Origin of the sequence: Nitrosomonas marina, assembly GCF_900111605.1 — a bacterium.
GTDB classification, from domain to species: domain Bacteria; phylum Pseudomonadota; class Gammaproteobacteria; order Burkholderiales; family Nitrosomonadaceae; genus Nitrosomonas; species Nitrosomonas marina_A.
Window position 1 is genome coordinate 114,885 of record NZ_FOIA01000005.1, and the last position, 18,012, is coordinate 132,896.

At 44.8% G+C, this 18,012-nt stretch carries 10 protein-coding genes; 8 read left to right on the forward strand and 2 right to left on the reverse strand.

Going from position 1 to position 18,012, the window contains the following annotated elements; all coding sequences use genetic code 11:
• Positions 1–2 precede the first annotated feature (2 nt).
• From BMY62_RS03865 to tal, 6 genes are all read left to right on the forward strand, one after another.
• Positions 3–1,505, forward strand: coding sequence for a complex I subunit 4 family protein (locus BMY62_RS03865; RefSeq protein ID WP_090656859.1), 1,503 nt, complete (start codon positions 3–5; stop codon positions 1,503–1,505).
• Positions 1,492–2,895 carry an NADH-quinone oxidoreductase subunit N gene (locus BMY62_RS03870; RefSeq protein ID WP_090656860.1) on the forward strand — a complete coding sequence of 468 codons (1,404 nt, stop codon included), beginning with the start codon at positions 1,492–1,494 and terminating at the stop codon, positions 2,893–2,895. The genes BMY62_RS03865 and BMY62_RS03870 overlap by 14 nt, the downstream gene beginning before the upstream one ends.
• Before the next feature lie 257 nt (positions 2,896–3,152).
• Entirely contained in the window at positions 3,153–4,361 is a 1,209-nt protein-coding gene (locus BMY62_RS03875) for an acetate/propionate family kinase (RefSeq protein ID WP_090656861.1), read from the forward strand.
• A 111-nt stretch (positions 4,362–4,472) separates the two neighbouring features.
• Entirely contained in the window at positions 4,473–6,872 is a 2,400-nt protein-coding gene (locus tag BMY62_RS03880) for a phosphoketolase family protein (RefSeq protein WP_090656862.1), read from the forward strand.
• 77 nt (positions 6,873–6,949) lie between these two features.
• Positions 6,950–9,511 (forward strand): alpha-glucan family phosphorylase, encoded by a 2,562-nt coding sequence (glgP, locus tag BMY62_RS03885; RefSeq protein ID WP_090656884.1) that lies wholly within the window; start codon positions 6,950–6,952, stop codon positions 9,509–9,511.
• Between the two features lie 35 nt (positions 9,512–9,546).
• Positions 9,547–10,671, forward strand: coding sequence for a transaldolase (gene tal / locus BMY62_RS03890; protein ID WP_090656863.1), 1,125 nt, complete (start codon positions 9,547–9,549; stop codon positions 10,669–10,671).
• 360 nt (positions 10,672–11,031) lie between these two features.
• Here the strand turns inward: tal and BMY62_RS03895 are convergent, their stop codons facing one another.
• Entirely contained in the window at positions 11,032–14,259 is a 3,228-nt protein-coding gene (locus BMY62_RS03895; RefSeq protein ID WP_090656865.1) for an AfsR/SARP family transcriptional regulator, read from the reverse strand.
• A 318-nt stretch (positions 14,260–14,577) separates the two neighbouring features.
• Between BMY62_RS03895 and BMY62_RS03900 the strand changes: the two genes are divergently transcribed.
• Entirely contained in the window at positions 14,578–16,368 is a 1,791-nt protein-coding gene (locus tag BMY62_RS03900) for a thiol-activated cytolysin family protein (RefSeq protein ID WP_090656867.1), read from the forward strand.
• A 125-nt stretch (positions 16,369–16,493) separates the two neighbouring features.
• Positions 16,494–17,108 (forward strand): hypothetical protein, encoded by a 615-nt coding sequence (locus BMY62_RS03905; protein WP_090656870.1) that lies wholly within the window; start codon positions 16,494–16,496, stop codon positions 17,106–17,108.
• Between the two features lie 237 nt (positions 17,109–17,345).
• Here BMY62_RS03905 and BMY62_RS03910 read toward each other — a convergent pair whose 3' ends face one another.
• On the reverse strand, positions 17,346–17,792 hold the full coding sequence (locus BMY62_RS03910) for an NADPH-dependent FMN reductase (RefSeq protein WP_090656872.1): 447 nt from the start codon (positions 17,790–17,792) through the stop codon (positions 17,346–17,348).
• Between the last annotated feature and the right edge of the window lie 220 nt (positions 17,793–18,012).

The following is an 18,012-nucleotide window of genomic DNA, read 5'->3' on the forward strand; positions in this document are numbered from 1 at the left end:
TTATGATGTACTGGTTGAGTGTTTTAATCTTTTTGCCTTTATCTGGCGCCTTGTTGATCGTTCTGGCTTGGCACAGCAATGTTGTTATGGCCCGCAGGGCGGTACTGCTTTTTTCTGTCGCCGAGCTTCTGATTGCCCTGGGTCTCTGGTGGTTTGCCGATCCCGGCTCTGATGGATATATGTACATCGTCCGAGCATCTTGGATCCCTTCCATGGGTATTCAATTTCTGCTCGGCATGGATGGACTCAGCCTGCTATTGGTTTTATTGACAGCCTTACTCATCCCAATCGCGATATTGGTATCATGGCATTCGGTCAAGTATCACTGGCCTGTTTTCGCTGCGCTCCTGCTCGCCATAGAGGCTGGTATTATGGGTGTTTTTCTGGCACTTGACCTGATCCTGTTCTACGTATTCTGGGAACTCATGCTGGTTCCGATGTATTTTTTAATCGGATTATGGGGCCATGAACGACGGCTATATGCTGCCTATAAATTTTTTCTTTTTACGCTGACAGGCTCTTTGTTAATGCTGGTATCAATCTTGGGACTGTACTTCATTCATGGCGAGCAGACCGGAATTTATACCTTCGATTACTTCGCACTGCTGCACACCGATCTTCCTGACACCACTGGAATGTGGTTAATGCTGGGTTTTTTTGCTGCGTTCGCTGTTAAAATTCCAGTTTTTCCGGTTCACAGCTGGTTGCCCGACGCGCATACAGAAGCACCAACTGCAGGCAGTATCATACTGGCTGGCCTGCTATTGAAAACCGGGACATACGGTCTGCTGCGCTTTTGTTTGCCACTATTTCCGGAAGATTCTCTCGAATTTGCACCGTTCGCGATGGCACTGGGTATAGTCGGCATTCTTTACGGCGCCTTCCTCGCACTGGTACAGGAAGATATCAAACGTTTGATCGCATACTCTTCCATCAGCCATCTCGGTTTTGTCGTACTGGGAATTTACGCCTGGAACCAGGAAAGCCTTCATGGCGCGATGATACTGATACTCGCTCATGGTGTAACAACAAGTGCGATGTTTGCCATTGTCGGCATGCTCGAAGAACGATCGCACACCCGTTTACTGTCACGCTTGGGAGGATTGCTGTTACCGATGCCGCGTTTAGGCACAATGCTGTTATTGTTCACACTGTCTGCCATGGGAATGCCGGGACTGGCCAATTTTGTCGGTGAGTTTCTGGTGCTTGCCGGTGTCTATCAGATTTCCGCCTCGTTCGCCATCGCTGGGGCCATGGGTATTGTTGCGGGCGCGATTTATCTACTCTGGATGTATCAGCGTGCCATGCTCGGCGAAGTAAACGAAAACCCGGCATGGCGCGACCTTGATCTTCGGGAGTTATCGGTTCTTGCGATACTGGCAATCCTTGTACTCTGGCTGGGTTTATATCCTGCTCCTTTCCTGGATTATTTGCAGAGCCCGACCGATATCATCATCGAATTGAATACGGTTGTCACAACAGGAATGGAAGATGCAAGCCATTGACCTGATCAATCTTGGGCCTTTTATAATACTGGGTTTTGGTGGAATCACCGTACTCGGCCTGGGCATCTTGCCTGCACATGTTTCAACGCGCACTCTGGCAGCCGTTACAATTATAATTTTAATACTCGGTACGGTTGCGACCACTTTATGGAAAGTACCCCATGAAATAGACGGGATGTTGGTATTCGACAGATTGAGTCGTCTTTTCGTCCAGCTCTGCATGCTCGGCGCGATAGTCATAACCATTCTTTCCTTGTATTACCCGACGACCCAGAAAGAAATGCGGGAAGAATATTTAAGCCTGATACTGTTCACAACACTTGGAATGGCGCTATTCATTTCTTCTCAAAACCTCGTGATGGCCTTTGTCGGACTCGAGATTCTGTCAGTACCGCTTTTCGCCTTGATTGCGTGGCTACCAAAACAGCAGCACGCAATTGAAGGCGGTATAAAATATGCCATGCTCGCAGGTATTGCTGCGGCTTTTTTTTTATATGGCACGACTCTGGCCTACGTCAATTCCGGCAGTCTGAACATAGCCGCACTTGGTCAGTCACTATCTGACGGGCATCTGCCTGCAATCGCCGTCACCCTGTTACTGGTGGGTATGGGTTTTAAACTGGCGCTGGTGCCCTTTCACATGTGGTCGCCTGACATCTATCAAGCTGCTCCCGCCCCTGTAACAGCCTTGTTCGCCAGTACCGTCAAAGCGGCCGTACTGATATTTCTTATTCGTCTGTTATGCCTGAATCTACAGCCGGTATGGGAAGCATTGCTGCCACTACTGTGGATTCTTGCGGTGATCAGCATGTTTGCTGGCAATCTTCTGGCGCTGTTACAGCAGAATATAAAACGGCTGCTTGCTTATTCATCGATTGCTCATATCGGCTACATATTTGTTGCACTGGCCGCAGGAAACTCTTTGGGACGCGACGCTGCCATTTACTATTCACTGGCGTATGCGCTGATGAATCTCGGTGCTTTTGCCGTTGTTGCCGCACTCGCCCTGACAGGCAAGGATCGACAAACTCTGGAGGATTATCGCGGGCTTGGACGACAGTATCCCATTCTTGGAATATCCATGGCTATCAGTCTGCTGGCCCTCGCAGGCCTACCTCCAACAGCTGGATTTGTTGCCAAACTGCTCGCTTTTGGGTCGGCGGTCGAAGCTGGCCATTTCATTCTTGCCATTATTGCAGTAATCAACACTGCAATTGCTTTCTACTACTATTTGCATATCCTGGTCATTTTTTTTGCAGAGGAAAAAGAAAAAACAGGGCAAATTATCGCTCCACTGCCAAAAGGTACTCTCGTCAGCGTAATTGTAATCAATTCATTCATCATAGGACTCGGTATTTTTCCAGAACTTATCACTACAGGCTTTCCGTAAAATATTTCATTCAGAAACATTCACTGATATTTCGGAAATTGATGTGATTGCTAGGCAAGATGTGGCACCGAAGGCTGAAACGCCTGTCTTGGATTTTCAGCTATGGTCAGTTTAGTTTAAAAATAAAATCAACTGGTATACGATGTATAGCATACATTAAGCGATTGTCAGGCAGGATCCTTACCAAGGAGACGCCTTTACCTTATTTTTGCGAAATACCGGAAACAGTTTTAGTTTATCTCTAAAACAGGATCAAAATGCAGGAAGCAATTGTTGTCATTAATGCCGGTTCGTCCAGTATCAAGTTTGCTGTCTATGCCTCAGCACAGAACGCGCGTTCGTTTAATGTGCATTATCGTGGAAAACTGACCGGTATTGGGCATCAGAACGATTTTGCTCTGGTAGACAACCATGGTGACACACTTGTCATCACAGATCGGTTGCGTACAGAAACCTCAAAGATACGCACCCATGACCAGGCGCTGTCCGTGATTGTGAACTGGATAAATGGTCAAGCAGGCAATTTTTCACTTATTGCTGCAGGTCACCGCGTCGTACATGGTGGTGAAAAGTTTTCGTCACCGGTAATGGTGAATGAGGCGATTCTCTCCGACCTGAAAAGCTTTATTCCACTCGCCCCGCTGCATCAACCTTATCAAATTTCAGCCATTGAAATCCTGGCGGAACTATACCCCGGAATGGTCCAGATCGCCTGTTTCGATACCGCTTTCCATCGCAACCAGCCGTATGTCGCACAACAGTTTGCGCTGCCCAGATCACTGCAGCAACAGGGAATTATCAGATACGGCTTCCATGGATTATCTTATGAATATATTGCTGATATATTGCCTGAATATATGGGTAACGCAGCCGAAGGCCGCGTCATTGTAGCGCATCTAGGGCAAGGCGCCAGCATGTGCGCAATGCAGTCGCGTAGAAGTATTGCCACCACCATGTCCTTCAGCCCGCTGGATGGATTGCCCATGGGTACCCGTTGCGGCACGCTGGACCCTGCCGTAATATTTTTTCTGGTGAAAGAAAAAGGAATGGATATTGATGCTGTCAGTGAACTTCTGAATTATCAATCAGGGCTGATCGGCGTATCCGGAATCAGCAGCGATATGCAGGAATTGCTGGACAGCGATGATCCTCATGCGAAAGAAGCAATTGACCTGTTTGTTTATCGGGCAAGCCGGGAACTGGGTTCACTGACTGCGGCATTAAACGGCCTGGACGCACTTGTTTTTACAGCCGGTATCGGTGAACATGCTCACCGTATTCGCGAACGGATTTGCCGCCAAGCATCCTGGCTAGGTATCCATATTGATAAAGCGGCAAATGTAATCGGCAGGCATCAGATCAGCACCACAAAAAGTCCAGTATCTGTATGGGTTGTTCCAACCGATGAGGAGCGCATGATCGCCCGCCATGTAACAAATACTATCGAAAAAAATTACTGTATCTAGTTGTTTTTTAGTTATTATTTTTTAGGAACAATAACAAAATGATTTGTTCAACCATTTAAGGCCTGATAACAAAGCTGGAACCGGTCATTTTATCATGTGAAGGAGCAGGAAATGGAGCAGACCAATATTGAATCATCCTCCCAGCCTCAGCCACTAACGAGCGAGGAACTGCGTAAGATAAACGCTTATTGGAGAGCATCAAATTATCTGTCCGTTGGCCAGATCTACCTGCTCGACAATCCGCTTTTAACGAAACCGCTGACCCTGGAACATATCAAACCCAGATTGCTCGGACACTGGGGAACCACGCCGGGATTAAACTTCATTTACACGCACCTGAACAGGATCATTAAAACCAACGAACTGAATATGATATACGTTACCGGTCCCGGTCACGGCGGTCCCGGCCTTGTTGCCCACACCTGGCTTGAAGGCACATACAGTGAAATTTACCCCAGCGTACCGCAAAATGAATCTGGCATGAAGAAACTGTTCAAACAGTTTTCCTTTCCTGGCGGAATTCCGAGTCACTGTGCGCCAGAAACACCAGGTTCGATCCATGAAGGCGGAGAGCTAGGTTATGCGCTCTCGCATGCGTACGGGGCAGTTTTTGACAATCCCGATCTTATCGCATGTTGCGTCGTTGGAGATGGTGAAGCAGAGACCGGTCCGTTAGCAACCGCATGGCATTCCAATAAATTCTTGAACCCCGTCCAGGATGGAGCGGTACTTCCCATACTGCATCTGAACGGCTATAAAATAGCCAATCCGACTGTGCTCGCACGTTTAAGTCATGAAGAGCTTGAAAGTCTTTTCGTTGGATATGGTCATACCCCCTACTGGGTCGAAGGATCTGACCCCGAAACCATGCATCAGAGCATGGCGGCCACACTCGACACTGTTATCACTGACATCAAGGCCATTCAAACTAATGCACGGAAAACCGGGAATGTAACGCGTCCACGCTGGCCGATGATAATCCTGCGCACGCCAAAAGGCTGGACCGGCCCCGCTGAGGTGGACGGTTTGAAAACGGAAGGTTATTGGCGCTCACACCAGGTTCCATTGGCAGAATTATCTACCAAGCCGGAACATATCCAACTGCTGGAACAATGGATGAAAAGCTACAAACCGGAGCAGTTATTTGACAAAAACGGCGCATTAAGACTCGAGCTTGCTGAACTGGCCCCCGAGGGTCCCCGTCGTATGAGCGCCAATCCGCACACCAATGGTGGATTGTTACTCAAGGAACTGAACATTCCAGATTTCCGTGACTATGCAGTCTCAGTACCGCATCCGGGTCAGGTAGAGGCTGAATCAACCCGCATCATGGGTTATCTATTACGCGATGTCATGAAACTCAACGATCGCTCGCGCAATTTCCGCGTAATGGGACCGGACGAAACAAACTCAAACCGTCTTGGTGCATTGTTTGAAGTTACTGATCGCACCTGGATGGCTGAAATACTCCCGGACGATGATCATCTTGCACCGAACGGCCGGGTGATGGAAATTCTCAGTGAACATACCTGCCAAGGCTGGCTTGAGGGATATCTGTTGACCGGTCGCCACGGAATTTTTTCCTGTTATGAAGCGTTCATCCATATTGTTGATTCCATGTTCAACCAGCATGCCAAATGGCTAAAGGTCAGCAAGGAAATTCCCTGGCGACGCCCCATCGCATCGTTGAATTACTTGCTGACATCCCATGTCTGGCGTCAGGATCACAATGGCTTTTCGCATCAGGATCCCGGCTTCATTGATCATGTCGTCAATAAAAAAGCCGACATCATTCGTGTTTTCCTTCCACCTGACGCCAATACGCTGCTGACTGTCACGGATAAATGCCTGCGTAGTCGAGACTTCATCAATGTCATTGTTGCCGGCAAACAGCAGCAGCCGCAATGGCTGAGTATCGATGCCGCCATCAAGCACTGCAGCGCCGGCATCGGCATCTGGGAATGGGCAAGTAACGACCAGGGGAAAGAACCGGATGTAGTCATGGCCTGCGCGGGCGATGTCCCTACTCTTGAAACGCTTGCTGCTGTCGAATTGCTTCGTCAGCAAGCCCCCGAACTGAGAATTCGGGTCATCAATATCGTCGATCTGATGACCCTGCAGCCCAGAGAAGAACATCCGCATGGATTACCGGATAAGGATTTTGACGCCATGTTTACAAAAGATAAACCCATCATCTTCGCTTATCATGGTTACCCCTGGTTGATTCACCGGCTGACCTACCGTCGTACCAATCATAACAATCTGCATGTGCGTGGTTACAAGGAAGAAGGCACCACTACGACACCATTTGATATGGTCGTACGTAACGACCTGGACCGTTTTCATTTGGTAAGCGATGTCGTGGATCGTGTCGCCAAACTAAATCAGACTGGTGGATATATAAAACAGTTTGTCCGCGACAAGCTTATTGAGCACCGCCACTTTATAACAACCTATGGAAAGGATATGCCCGAGATCATCAACTGGAAATGGTCAGGAACATATCATTGAAAACCGTTGAATGATTTTCAACACACTCTTGTGTCGTACATATGAATACAAACAGTGAACGAAACTCACGAGAACCCATGACAATACCGCTACTGATGATTCATTATCATCAGGATCTGCCTTCCGATCTGGTTCTTCTTGTGGAACAAATCGCAGAGCTGGCGATCGACCTACGCTGGACCTGGAGCCATGCCGGCGATACAGTATGGAAGGCAATGGATCCCGTACTATGGGAACAGAGTGAAAATCCATTGGTCGTCCTGCAGAATCTTTCCCGTGAACGCCTGGAAGAGCTCAATCGAAATGCTCAGTTCAAACACCATTTGAACAATCTGTCCGAGGCACGCAGCACTTACTGCAACAGCTGCGGATGGTTTGGAGAAGTGTATGCGGATTCACCATTAAAAGGGGTGGCCTATTTCAGCATGGAGTTTGGTCTGGGCCAGGCTCTGCCCTTATACGCAGGTGGTCTTGGCGTACTGGCGGGTGATTATCTCAAAGCAGCAAGTGATCTGGCAGTGCCGGTAACTGCAATCGGCTTACTCTATCAGGAGGGTTATTTCCGGCAGATTCTTGATGAAACACTATGGCAACAGGAAGTCTATCCCTACAACGACTCCAGCACAATGCCGCTGTGGCCGGTACTGGCGCGTAATGGCACCTGGCTGTCCATTCCTATTGAGCTGCCGGGCCGCACTGTACGCCTGCATGTCTGGGAAGTAAGGGTGGGCCGTATTCGTTTGTTTCTGCTCGACAGCAATGATCCCTTGAACAGTCCGCTGGATCGCGGTATCACCAGCAAATTATACGGCGGTGGAGAAGAAATGCGCCTGGTCCAGGAAATTGCACTGGGTATTGGCGGCTGGCGATTGATCCAGGCTTTGGGGCTTGAGGTCGATGTCTGCCATCTGAACGAAGGTCACGCGGCATTTGTGACCCTGGAGCGGGCACGTTGCTTCAAGGAAAAAAATCAGGTGGATTTTTGGCAAGCGCTCTGGGCCACCCGGCCCGGCAACTTGTTTACCACACACACGCCGGTAGCAGCCGGTTTTGATTCATTTCCACGTGATTTAATCACAAAGTATGGCGTCATCTATGCGAAGACGCTGGATGTGGCTCCTGAAAAACTGATAGCCCTGGGACGCCGCAACGGAAAAGATAGCGATGAGCCATTCAATATGGCATATCTGGCGGCGCGCACCTGCGCCAGGGTCAATGGTGTGAGCCGTCTGCATCGTACGGTTAGCCAGGGCATTTTCCAGAGCCTCTACCCGTCATGGCCACAATGCGAAGTGCCCGTAACATATGTAACCAATGGTGTACATGTACCGTCATGGGACTCACCCTGGGCCGATGAAATCTGGACCCGCAGTTGCGGCAAGGATCGCTGGCTCAGTTCCGAAAACTCCCTGACAGTTGCAATCGAATCACTTGACGATGAGGTATTATGGGATTTTTGCGGTCAGGAACGCGCTGATCTGGTACGGCGTGCGCGCCAGAGGCTTCGCAGACAGTTTGAACACCGTGCCTTAACAACTGATACCGTTCAACAAGTGGACCAGATTCTTGACCCGAATATACTCACGCTTGGATTTGCCCGCCGCTTCACCGCTTACAAGCGCCCTAACCTGCTGCTGCATGACCCCGAACGGCTCATCAATCTGCTGCTCAACCCGGAAAAACCGGTACAGATCGTCGTTGCTGGCAAAGCGCATCCAAACGATACCGAAGGTAAACGTTTTATCCAGCAATGGGCGAACTTTGCCGAGCGCCAGGAAATCCGTAAACGCGTGGTTTTTCTTGAAGATTACGATATCGCACTCGCGCAGGAAATGGTTCAGGGTATCGATGTGTGGATCAACACTCCGCTTCGTCCCTGGGAAGCAAGCGGTACCAGCGGCATGAAAGTGCTGGTCAATGGCGGCCTGAATCTCTCGGAACTGGACGGGTGGTGGGCCGAAGCACACACGCCGGATGTCGGCTGGGCGCTCGGCGATGGCAAGACACATCACGAACCGGAATGGAACCACATAGAAGCAGAACAATTGTATCGCCTGCTGGAAGAAGAAATTGTACCCATGTTCTATAATCGCGATGCAGCAGGCATTCCCCGCGCATGGGTGGCGAAAGTGCGCGCAAGCATGTCAACGCTCGCACCGCAATTCAGCACCAACCGCATGGTGCGTGAGTATGTCGAAAAACTGTACATGCCTGCTGCTATTGGCTTTCATAACCGTATTGCTCAAGGTGGAAAAATTGGCAAAAAATTGCACCGTTGGAATGAACAGCTCGTCCAGTTTTGGAATGATGTTCATTTAAGTAATCTGTCTATATTCGAAGAAAGCGAAGGTTGGACATATGAAATACAGGCTTATTTCGGAGAAATTTCTCCCGAATCTGTTGAAATGCAGATTTACGCTGACCCGATTGAGCCTGACACTGCTCCTGTTTGCCTGAAAATGCACCAGCATGCCAGAATACCTGGAACCGTCAACGGGTATGTATATAAAGGCAACATAAACACCACTCGTCCTTACACCGATTTTACACCCCGAGTCGTCGCATGCCATCACGATGCACTGATACCTGCTGAAAATAATCTGATTTTGTGGTGGTCGGGTGATAAAGTACTGTCGTGAAATGATGTGTGCACATATGTTTGAAAGGAGGCATGATGAAGACAGCCAATCCGTTGCAGAAACTCAAAACACTGGAACAAAGCGTATGGCTCGACTATATCCAGCGCGGCATCCTCGACAATGGCGAAGTCGCCAGAATGATAGAAGACGACGGATTGGCCGGTATCACTTCCAATCCTGCCATTTTTGAAAAAGCGATCAATGAACATGGAGATTACGACCAGGCAATAACGTTACTCGCCCGAAGCGGAACCAGTGCCAGCGAGATATATGAAATACTGGCTACCGAAGACGTTCAGCGGGCCGCTGATTTGTTCCGCCCGGTTTATGAAGAATCGAACGGGCGGGATGGCTTTGTCAGTCTGGAAGTATCGCCATATCTTGCGTATAACACGGAAAGCACAGTTGCCGAAGCCAAACGTTTGTGGATAAAACTGGATCGGCCCAATGTGATGATCAAAGTCCCTGCCACTCGCGATGGCCTGTCGGCAATCACGCAATTAATCACCGCCGGCATAAACGTGAATGTTACCTTGTTGTTCGGAATTACGCGCTATCAGGAAGTCGTTGATGCCTTTATCAGCGGACTGCAAAAACGCGCCTCGCAAAACAGACCCATAGAACGTATTGCCTCGGTGGCAAGCTTTTTTCTGAGTCGAATTGATACACTGGTAGACAAGCAGCTTGATAAGCTTGCAGAAAATAAATCAATGAATACAGCGCACCCGTTGCGTGGCCAGGCTGCTGTCGCCAGCGCCCGACTGGCTTATCAGCACTATCGTAAATGGACAAACAGTGAACACTGGCAGGAACTGGCCCGGAAAGGAGCGCGAACACAGCGCCTGTTATGGGCAAGTACAGGCACAAAAGATCCTGCATACAGCGATATCAAATATATCGAACCGCTCATTGGTCGTGAAACGGTCAATACAATGACATTGCAAACCCTGTCGGCTTACCGCGATCATGGACAGCCAGTAGAGCGAATAGAGCAGGAACTGGATACAGCCGCAGCCATACCAAAGCAACTTGGTGAACTCGGTATAGATCTTGAGATAGTCAGCAAGCAACTGGAAGAGGAAGGCGTACAAAAATTTATAGATCCGTACCATACATTGCTGGAAAGTCTGGAACAAAAACGCTTCAGCTTGAACGTCTAGCCTATCACGTCATCTAGGCGATTTTAGCTTCTCAGTTGGCATCGTTTATCGTTCGATATTGACATGACTGTTGGCCTTTTTTTGGCTATTCTTCGCTCGAAGAATAAGGTGAAAGTGAACGTAAATTGCTAAAAAATTCTGAATGAAAAAAGAAGGCTGGAATTAAACCGCGATCCCAGTTTTACACTGATGTGATAAAAATTTCAGCAGATATTTTTCAGGGCAACTAATTACTTGTCAGGTGGAATCAGGCCTAAATGCATGTATGAGTAATCACGAACCAACCAGAAGCACGACATAAGCAATGAATATAAACACGATCAGGACGACCATAAAGCCATCTTGCTGCCACTGGCTGTTTTAATTCTTTGACTTAAGCGAAATCTGGTTTTTGGCATCAAACTCACTGTCGGCTGACTTAATCTGTTTGGCAAGTGATCTGATTTCATCAGAAAGTGGAATTTTTAGGTTTTCAAATAAAATCTGCCGGCATTTACTATAGATATGCAATGCCTGACCAGGCTGTCCCTGGCCGATATAATGATCCATTAATTTTTGATAACCGGCCTCTTCATATGGTCTCAATTCCAGCTCTTTTTCCAGCAAAATACAGACTCTGTCATGTTCTCCGCGATGTCTGTGAAAATCTGCAACTAAATTGAGTGTACGGCAAAATTCGTTGAGTAGCTGCTCCTGTTTCAGGATGATTGGATAAAGATCAAAATGCTTCAGAAAAGTGGTGTTATATAACCTTAGAAGCCGGTCAGTTAATTTGATAATAATCTGCGGCATTTCTTCGTTTTGTAAGAGTCGCTTTAATTCGTCAATGGTATTTTCGATTAACCACAAATCCAGCCAGCAATTGTCGCCATTCAGTGAAATCATGCCCGCGTTTAACAGCACACTATCGTTACCGATAAGTTTTCTTAAACGGTGCAGTGATGTTTCCAGGGCTTTTCTGGCCAGGTCAGCCTCAGCGTCAGGCCATAAAATTTCAGCAAGCTGATTGTAATCCACATTGCAGCCACCCAATGCAATTAACGTCGCAAGCAATTCGAGTATTTTCTTTTGACTTTTCCTTGACTGCTTGATGGGCATGCCATCCACTTCTATAATGAGTGAGCCAAAGCTAAAAATTTTAACTGGCCAGTGCCACTTCTCGAGATGCAAAGGCGGTGACACCGACAATCGGTGAAGCATCAGCAATTGTTTAGAAAATTCCTCCTCAATCCCATTTTCAATTGCCACAAAACATATCGAGCGAAGCACTTCGGGGCGCCAGCCAAAAAATGTCAAAATCTGCTCGACTCGTAGTAAATGAAGGAGGTCTTTTATGACATCTATAGCCTTGTCTTCATCTTTTTTTGATAGAAAAAACCAGGCACTGGATACATAATATTGAATCAAATTGAAATTATTACCGGTATTTTTACTTTTTCTACCTAACACTGAAAGTGTTTGTTCAGCTTCTTTCCATTGCGATAATTCTGTCAGTATCTGTACTTTAAGAGACAATGAGCAAACATATCCAGGCTCCACCCTGGTTATTTCCGTTAATTTCAGTGCATGTTCATTTTGTTCCAATGCGTATTTTCTGTTGCCAGATAATAGTTCAAGCCATGCGTTGATAGAAAACAACATGGCAAGCGTAATTTGTTGTTGCATATTTATAGTTTCTTTAGCTTTCTGTAAAGCACTATAGGCACTATTTAAATCCGCACGACAAATATGGCAACCAATAATGTGAATTTTAAAATGGCTTGAGAAAAGAGATACGCCGGATGACTCGGACAAATCGAGACCTTGATAAAAAAAATTAAGCGCCGATTTTGCGTCAGCTACATAAAATTTCTGTAATCCCAGAAAGAAAGCACTCGTGATTCTTAATAAAGGGGGATTTCTTTTCTCATTCAGTGCAATTTCCATAAAATGGGAAATCGTCTTTGTCTTGACTAACTGGCATGTAAAAAGATAATAGGTTCCTAATTGAACGGCTAACGCAAGTTTTATTTTCTTTATCGGTATTATATGAATTAGATGTTCGCTGATTTTCAACAGATTTTTTAACCAAGCACGCTGAGGATCATAAACCGAAAGCGCCTGTATCGCTGTCGCATAGAATTGTGCTTTTATATCGATTGAAGTGCGGCCAGGGTTTTTCTCTCTCAATTCATCAAAACGAATTATCCACATGCCAAGCTTTGAAAAATCATGCCAACTAAATATTATTGACTCAACAGCCGCCTGCCAGGAAAGATAAATGCCCTTAGCATCACGGTTCAGGACAAATTGTTGATAACTTTTATCCAGATGCATTTCGGCAGATAAAGGATCTGTCGGCTTTAAGGCTACGCCGTACCAATAATTCAGCCAGGCGTCAGTATCAAAAAATTCACCCGGCAGCGCTTCTATCCAGTGAATAGCGGTATGGTTCCTTCCCGTATCGATCAATAATTCAACATTTTTTAACACCAGGCCTTTTAATGATTGCCAGTCCTTTAGTTCTTTGTAAAAAGACATGGCTTCTATAAATTTATCCTGCTTTACCAATATCTCCGCGGCTTTTCTTTTCAATTCTTGCCACTCGGCCAAGCCAAACAGAATCTTCGATTGATTTAATAATAGATCCCTGAGTAAGGGGTGGTAAGAATAAGATGGATTGGAGCCATCAGAATGCTCAACAAATTTGTTTCCGGCAACCAGCTCATTAAGAAAAGCCTTGGCGTGCTTATATTGAGTAAGCTGCACGGCCATATCGATTGTAAAGCGCGTGAATAATGCGGTTGATACCAGGAATATGTGTTTATCTTCAGGAATATTGCTCAATAATTCAGCAGCCAAATAATCAAAAGTATTTTTGTTTGTACTGCCATTATCAAATCCGGTCAGTCTGTAATGTTCAGACATGAGAACCATACCTGCCGCCCAACCTATGGTCTTTGCGTATATGGCGTTGATATGGTCATCAGATAATTGCGGATTGAGCCACTTTAAAAAATCCTGGCTTTCCTGTTGATTAAACTTTAATTCGGTTTCACTGATCTCCAATAATTCATGGTAAAGAGACAAATGCTTTAATGCGGGATCAGGCTGATTCCTGCTGACGCAGATCAATTGCAAACCAAGTGGTAATTCATCAACTGCAATCTTGAGCATTTTTAAAAATGCATTATTTTCTATTTCCTGACAATTATCAATCACAATTACCGATTCTCGAACCAGCAAAGAAAAAAACTGACGAAAAAAAATGCGCGTAAAACTTTCCAAATTATTGACAAAATTCACATTGAAAACCGGAAGCTTGAATTTTTCGTTTGGATAGTTTTTCTGTAATGCCAATGTCAGAAAATAAAATAAATCCTCAATCGTATTTTCACCATTATCCGCTTTGTACCATAGAAAGGGTACCTGCAGCTCCTTGAGATAGCTGGCGACAAAAACAGTTTTTCCATAACCCGCCGCACCATTAACCCAGATCACCTTTACCGCATTCTTGTGCCTGACAAGATCAAACAAACGCTTTCGTATGAAAACACGCTCGTAAACCGGTGGTGCAATTTTGGCTGGAAACCTTTTTTTAAAAATCATTGCTGAATCTTAAATTTTTAAATTTGTATGCAATCTGTGGGTTTGGTGTTGTTAGTATAAATTCATATATCTATATGCTTCCACTCCCTCCTCAGAATAAACGAGTAGGAGTATATGATATATAGCGATGTTTTAGAACAACTACCGACCACTCACATATCTGGGCACAAGAACCCCAATGAATATAAGAAAAACGATAAATACCGCTTAATCGGGAGTTCGATTTTATCCGGTCAGATAGATTTGGCTGTTACTGTTTTAGTGATTAGTCATGGTTAACTTGTAAATGTGATCTTCAACTTTAATAGGACTCTAACAATGAAATCGATCAAAAATAAACAGCTTATGCTAATTGTCTTGCTATTGTCTTGCCTTTTTTTACTTATTTCTGCAACCAATGTTCATTCACAAGAAAACGGCAATTTTAAAGGCATAGGCAGCCACCAAGCTCCATTAAAATATTACGAACTAAAACCCAAAATACCATTTCCGGTACCTATGGTACCTATACCCAGTGAATCCAGAAGAACTGATCCTTACAATGTTGAAGGGATCGAATACAGAGTTGCAAATTTTTTCTCAAATAGAGAAACGAATACTCCTCTTGGTGATGAATACAAAGTAATCTCTGATGACAATCGTGTTTATTGCGAAGCTAAAAATATAGAATTTTTTTCCCAAACTCCTGACTTCCATACTTTAAATAAACCTAGCCTGCTTGAGGCTGGATTAATAATCTCTGATAAAAATTTATTGCATGGGCATTTCTCTCCTTACCAAGGTTTGAAAAGAAACCCATTTCGAGTGTTTATAAAATATCATGGCGCCAGTAATGATATTTCAGCACGTGTGGATGATCCATTTAACATGTCAGCTGTAACAAATGCCGTAAACGAAATCATAAATAAAAACAAAAACGACAATATTCCAACTAATATACTTTACAGGTTATACAAAACTTCCAATGCGATGAAAGCTTTAGCTTCTTTAAACTATCACAATAAAGCTGATATAAAAAAAATTATCGATCTTTTAACTGCAGAAACCTCAGCCCCATTCCCAATTGAACTAAAAGCGGAACAAGAATTTAGTGCTTCTTTAAATCATGCACTTACAAAACAGGAATTTCTAGTTCATTTAGTAGATGAGAAATATAATGTTATCGTCGAACAAGATTCGAACTCAAATTTTGTCGAAGGTAACATACCAGATGATGCTGTATTAATAAGAACTGTTAGTTACGGTACTGTTATATTAATGGCAGTCGAAATAGAAGATTCCAGTATAAATGCGGAAGCAGAATTAAAAAACATTGTTGATGAAATCATAGCAGGAAGTGGACTAGAGGTATCAGGTGGTCTTGACTCCAAAATAAAAAATGTAAAGGTTAAATTAATAGGTTATGGTGGTTCACCTAATATGGGCAAGCTAATAACATTGAATAATTTTGAAGAAGTCCGGAAAATATTGCGTGATGAAGTATTATCCACAAAAACGCTCGGTACTGCTTCCAAAGCCTCGCTACCAATTGGATATAATTCAAATTATCTTAATAGTGGGAAACCTGCGATACTTCAAAGTGAGTCCTTGCTACAAACAAGAAATTGTTATACAGCAAAAACGCTTGCAATAACTTTGGAAAAAATTACTGTAGATAAGGCAGTCGATTATCTTGGTGACGAGGAACTTTACGGTACTGTTACAGTAAATGTTTCCATGAATAATGGAAAAAAAATTGGTTCAACCACTAATGAGAACAAGCTTCTCGATATAGGTAAAAAAGACTTTATTAGATTAAAAGAAGGCGAATCATACACAAAAAATGAAACAACCCTTTATTATCCAATTCTAGATAACATTGATAACCTTAAAAAAGCTACTTTTACGATTGCCATAAAAGATCTCATTGAACCTGGTCCAGAATGGCTTGGCGCAGATCATCTCGCAAAAAATAGGGGATATGTAGAATACAGCAAGAAGACGTTTAATGTAGATCTAGCAAATGAACTCGTTAATTCAGATAAAAACAATATAATTAAAGAGTTTCAGTTAAAAGAGGTAAAAGGTGACGCTAAAGTTGGTTTAAAAGTAAAACTTGAACTTAGATGAGATAGCGTGGCAAACAATCTGGATAAGCTCATGCAATGCACACTAATCAGTTATAGTAGTTCAGAGTAGATCTGACAGTAGGTCTTGCCAAAGGGCGGGATTACACGGTTTGATAGGAGGTCGTCATGATGAGCACCAAAAATAGTGGCTTAAGTTTTCGGTCTATATTGTTGTGTTTAATATATTTTTTTTCTAGTAATTTGAGTGCGCAGGAAATTCTTGATGGCGACAATGAATCTCCAACACAGCGTTCGGGTATGCATGCATGCCCTCCAGGTCTTTTTGTTAAGGGCCTAGACGCACATAGAAATATATTGCTATGCGGTCCGCCTCCTAGTTTTGGAAGAACATTAGGCAATGAATTTATAGATGGAGATAATGAACCTCCAACGCAATATACTATTGGAAGGACAAAAATGCATAAGTGTCCGCCTAAAAGTGCCATAACCGGTATCAACGTAGTACGAAATGAATTTTTGTGTCAACGTTATCTTCCGACGTCTTCATCATTAAGCGAGCAACTGTTACACAACAAACCCACAAAAGAAATTATACATTATCCAGCATGGTGTCAAATCCCAATTCTTTGCGAGTGGTTAGCCACCAAGGAAATATTTCCAAATGAACGCAAAGGAGTTCGTGCTTGTGGCGAGGATGAAGTAGTTGTTGGTATCCATATTGAGCAAAGTGAATTCATTTGTGGCATTATTATTAAGACAGTAGATTTTGAAGATAATTAAATCGATTGATTGTCTTAAAAAACTATCGATTGTTTTGTATATTATGAACAAATCTAAAGAATTGAAACAACACAGATCTGACGATTATCAGCTTGTTTTGGCAAGCGGTAATAAAATCAATAAAACAGTAGGGTAGTTAATAAGCCTGTTAATCCGCAGGTCTCTGGTTCGAGCCTTGGTTGGGGGAGCTAATCGATCAAGTCAGATCAAATTTTTCCCCACATCAAGCCGATTTGTTCAGACAAAGGCGGCAAACCCGGCAAGAAAACTTGCGAGCTGTTTGCACACGGCTTCATCCTGTAGTTTTCCATCTTCATTAAAGACTTGATGCGCTTTGGAGAGCATGATTTTTTCACCGAGCCAGGGGCGCATACCCAGCCTGCGGAAGACCGGCAGCCAGACATTCTGCGACAGCATGGTGCCGAATCCGCCCGGCATGGAATGGTTATATTCCGGCGTGGCCAGCAGCAGCGCATCCGACGCGGCGATGCGTTCCTGCAACAGACTGACCGCCTGCGGAACGCCTTCGGTGGTTTCCATATCTTCGTTATAGAGTGGGATATCACGGATCGTCGCGATTTCGAGGACGGCTTGCTCCGGCAACAATTGCGCGGCGGCGTGCAGCAGTGCGGTATTGTATGACTGTTTGCGCAGGCTTCCTGCGATGCCGATGATTTTTATCATGTTATTTCCTGTAGCTATGAGTAATTGATATCAGATGCAAAAAACAAATACAAAGCTATTGCCAATCAGCGCTCAGCCGATAATATAGGGGTATCTCTAAAAATTCAGAGTTCTAGCCCAATGGAATGGACTCCTCCACCCTTAATCGGCATCAATGTGCCAGACTAGAGTAACTATCAACTAGTCAAAGAAGAGAGGAGTCCGAGATGAACATTACACG

Coding starts and splice junctions, on each gene's coding strand:
- glgP (WP_090656884.1), top strand. CDS start 6,950: ATGACAATACCGCTACTGATGATTCATTATCATCAGGATCTGCCTTCC.
- BMY62_RS03875 (WP_090656861.1), top strand. CDS start 3,153: ATGCAGGAAGCAATTGTTGTCATTAATGCCGGTTCGTCCAGTATCAAG.
- BMY62_RS03865 (WP_090656859.1), top strand. CDS start 3: ATGATGTACTGGTTGAGTGTTTTAATCTTTTTGCCTTTATCTGGCGCC.
- tal (WP_090656863.1), top strand. CDS start 9,547: ATGAAGACAGCCAATCCGTTGCAGAAACTCAAAACACTGGAACAAAGC.
- BMY62_RS03895 (WP_090656865.1), bottom strand. CDS start 14,259: ATGATTTTTAAAAAAAGGTTTCCAGCCAAAATTGCACCACCGGTTTAC.
- BMY62_RS03880 (WP_090656862.1), top strand. CDS start 4,473: ATGGAGCAGACCAATATTGAATCATCCTCCCAGCCTCAGCCACTAACG.
- BMY62_RS03910 (WP_090656872.1), bottom strand. CDS start 17,792: ATGATAAAAATCATCGGCATCGCAGGAAGCCTGCGCAAACAGTCATAC.
- BMY62_RS03905 (WP_090656870.1), top strand. CDS start 16,494: ATGATGAGCACCAAAAATAGTGGCTTAAGTTTTCGGTCTATATTGTTG.
- BMY62_RS03900 (WP_090656867.1), top strand. CDS start 14,578: ATGAAATCGATCAAAAATAAACAGCTTATGCTAATTGTCTTGCTATTG.
- BMY62_RS03870 (WP_090656860.1), top strand. CDS start 1,492: ATGCAAGCCATTGACCTGATCAATCTTGGGCCTTTTATAATACTGGGT.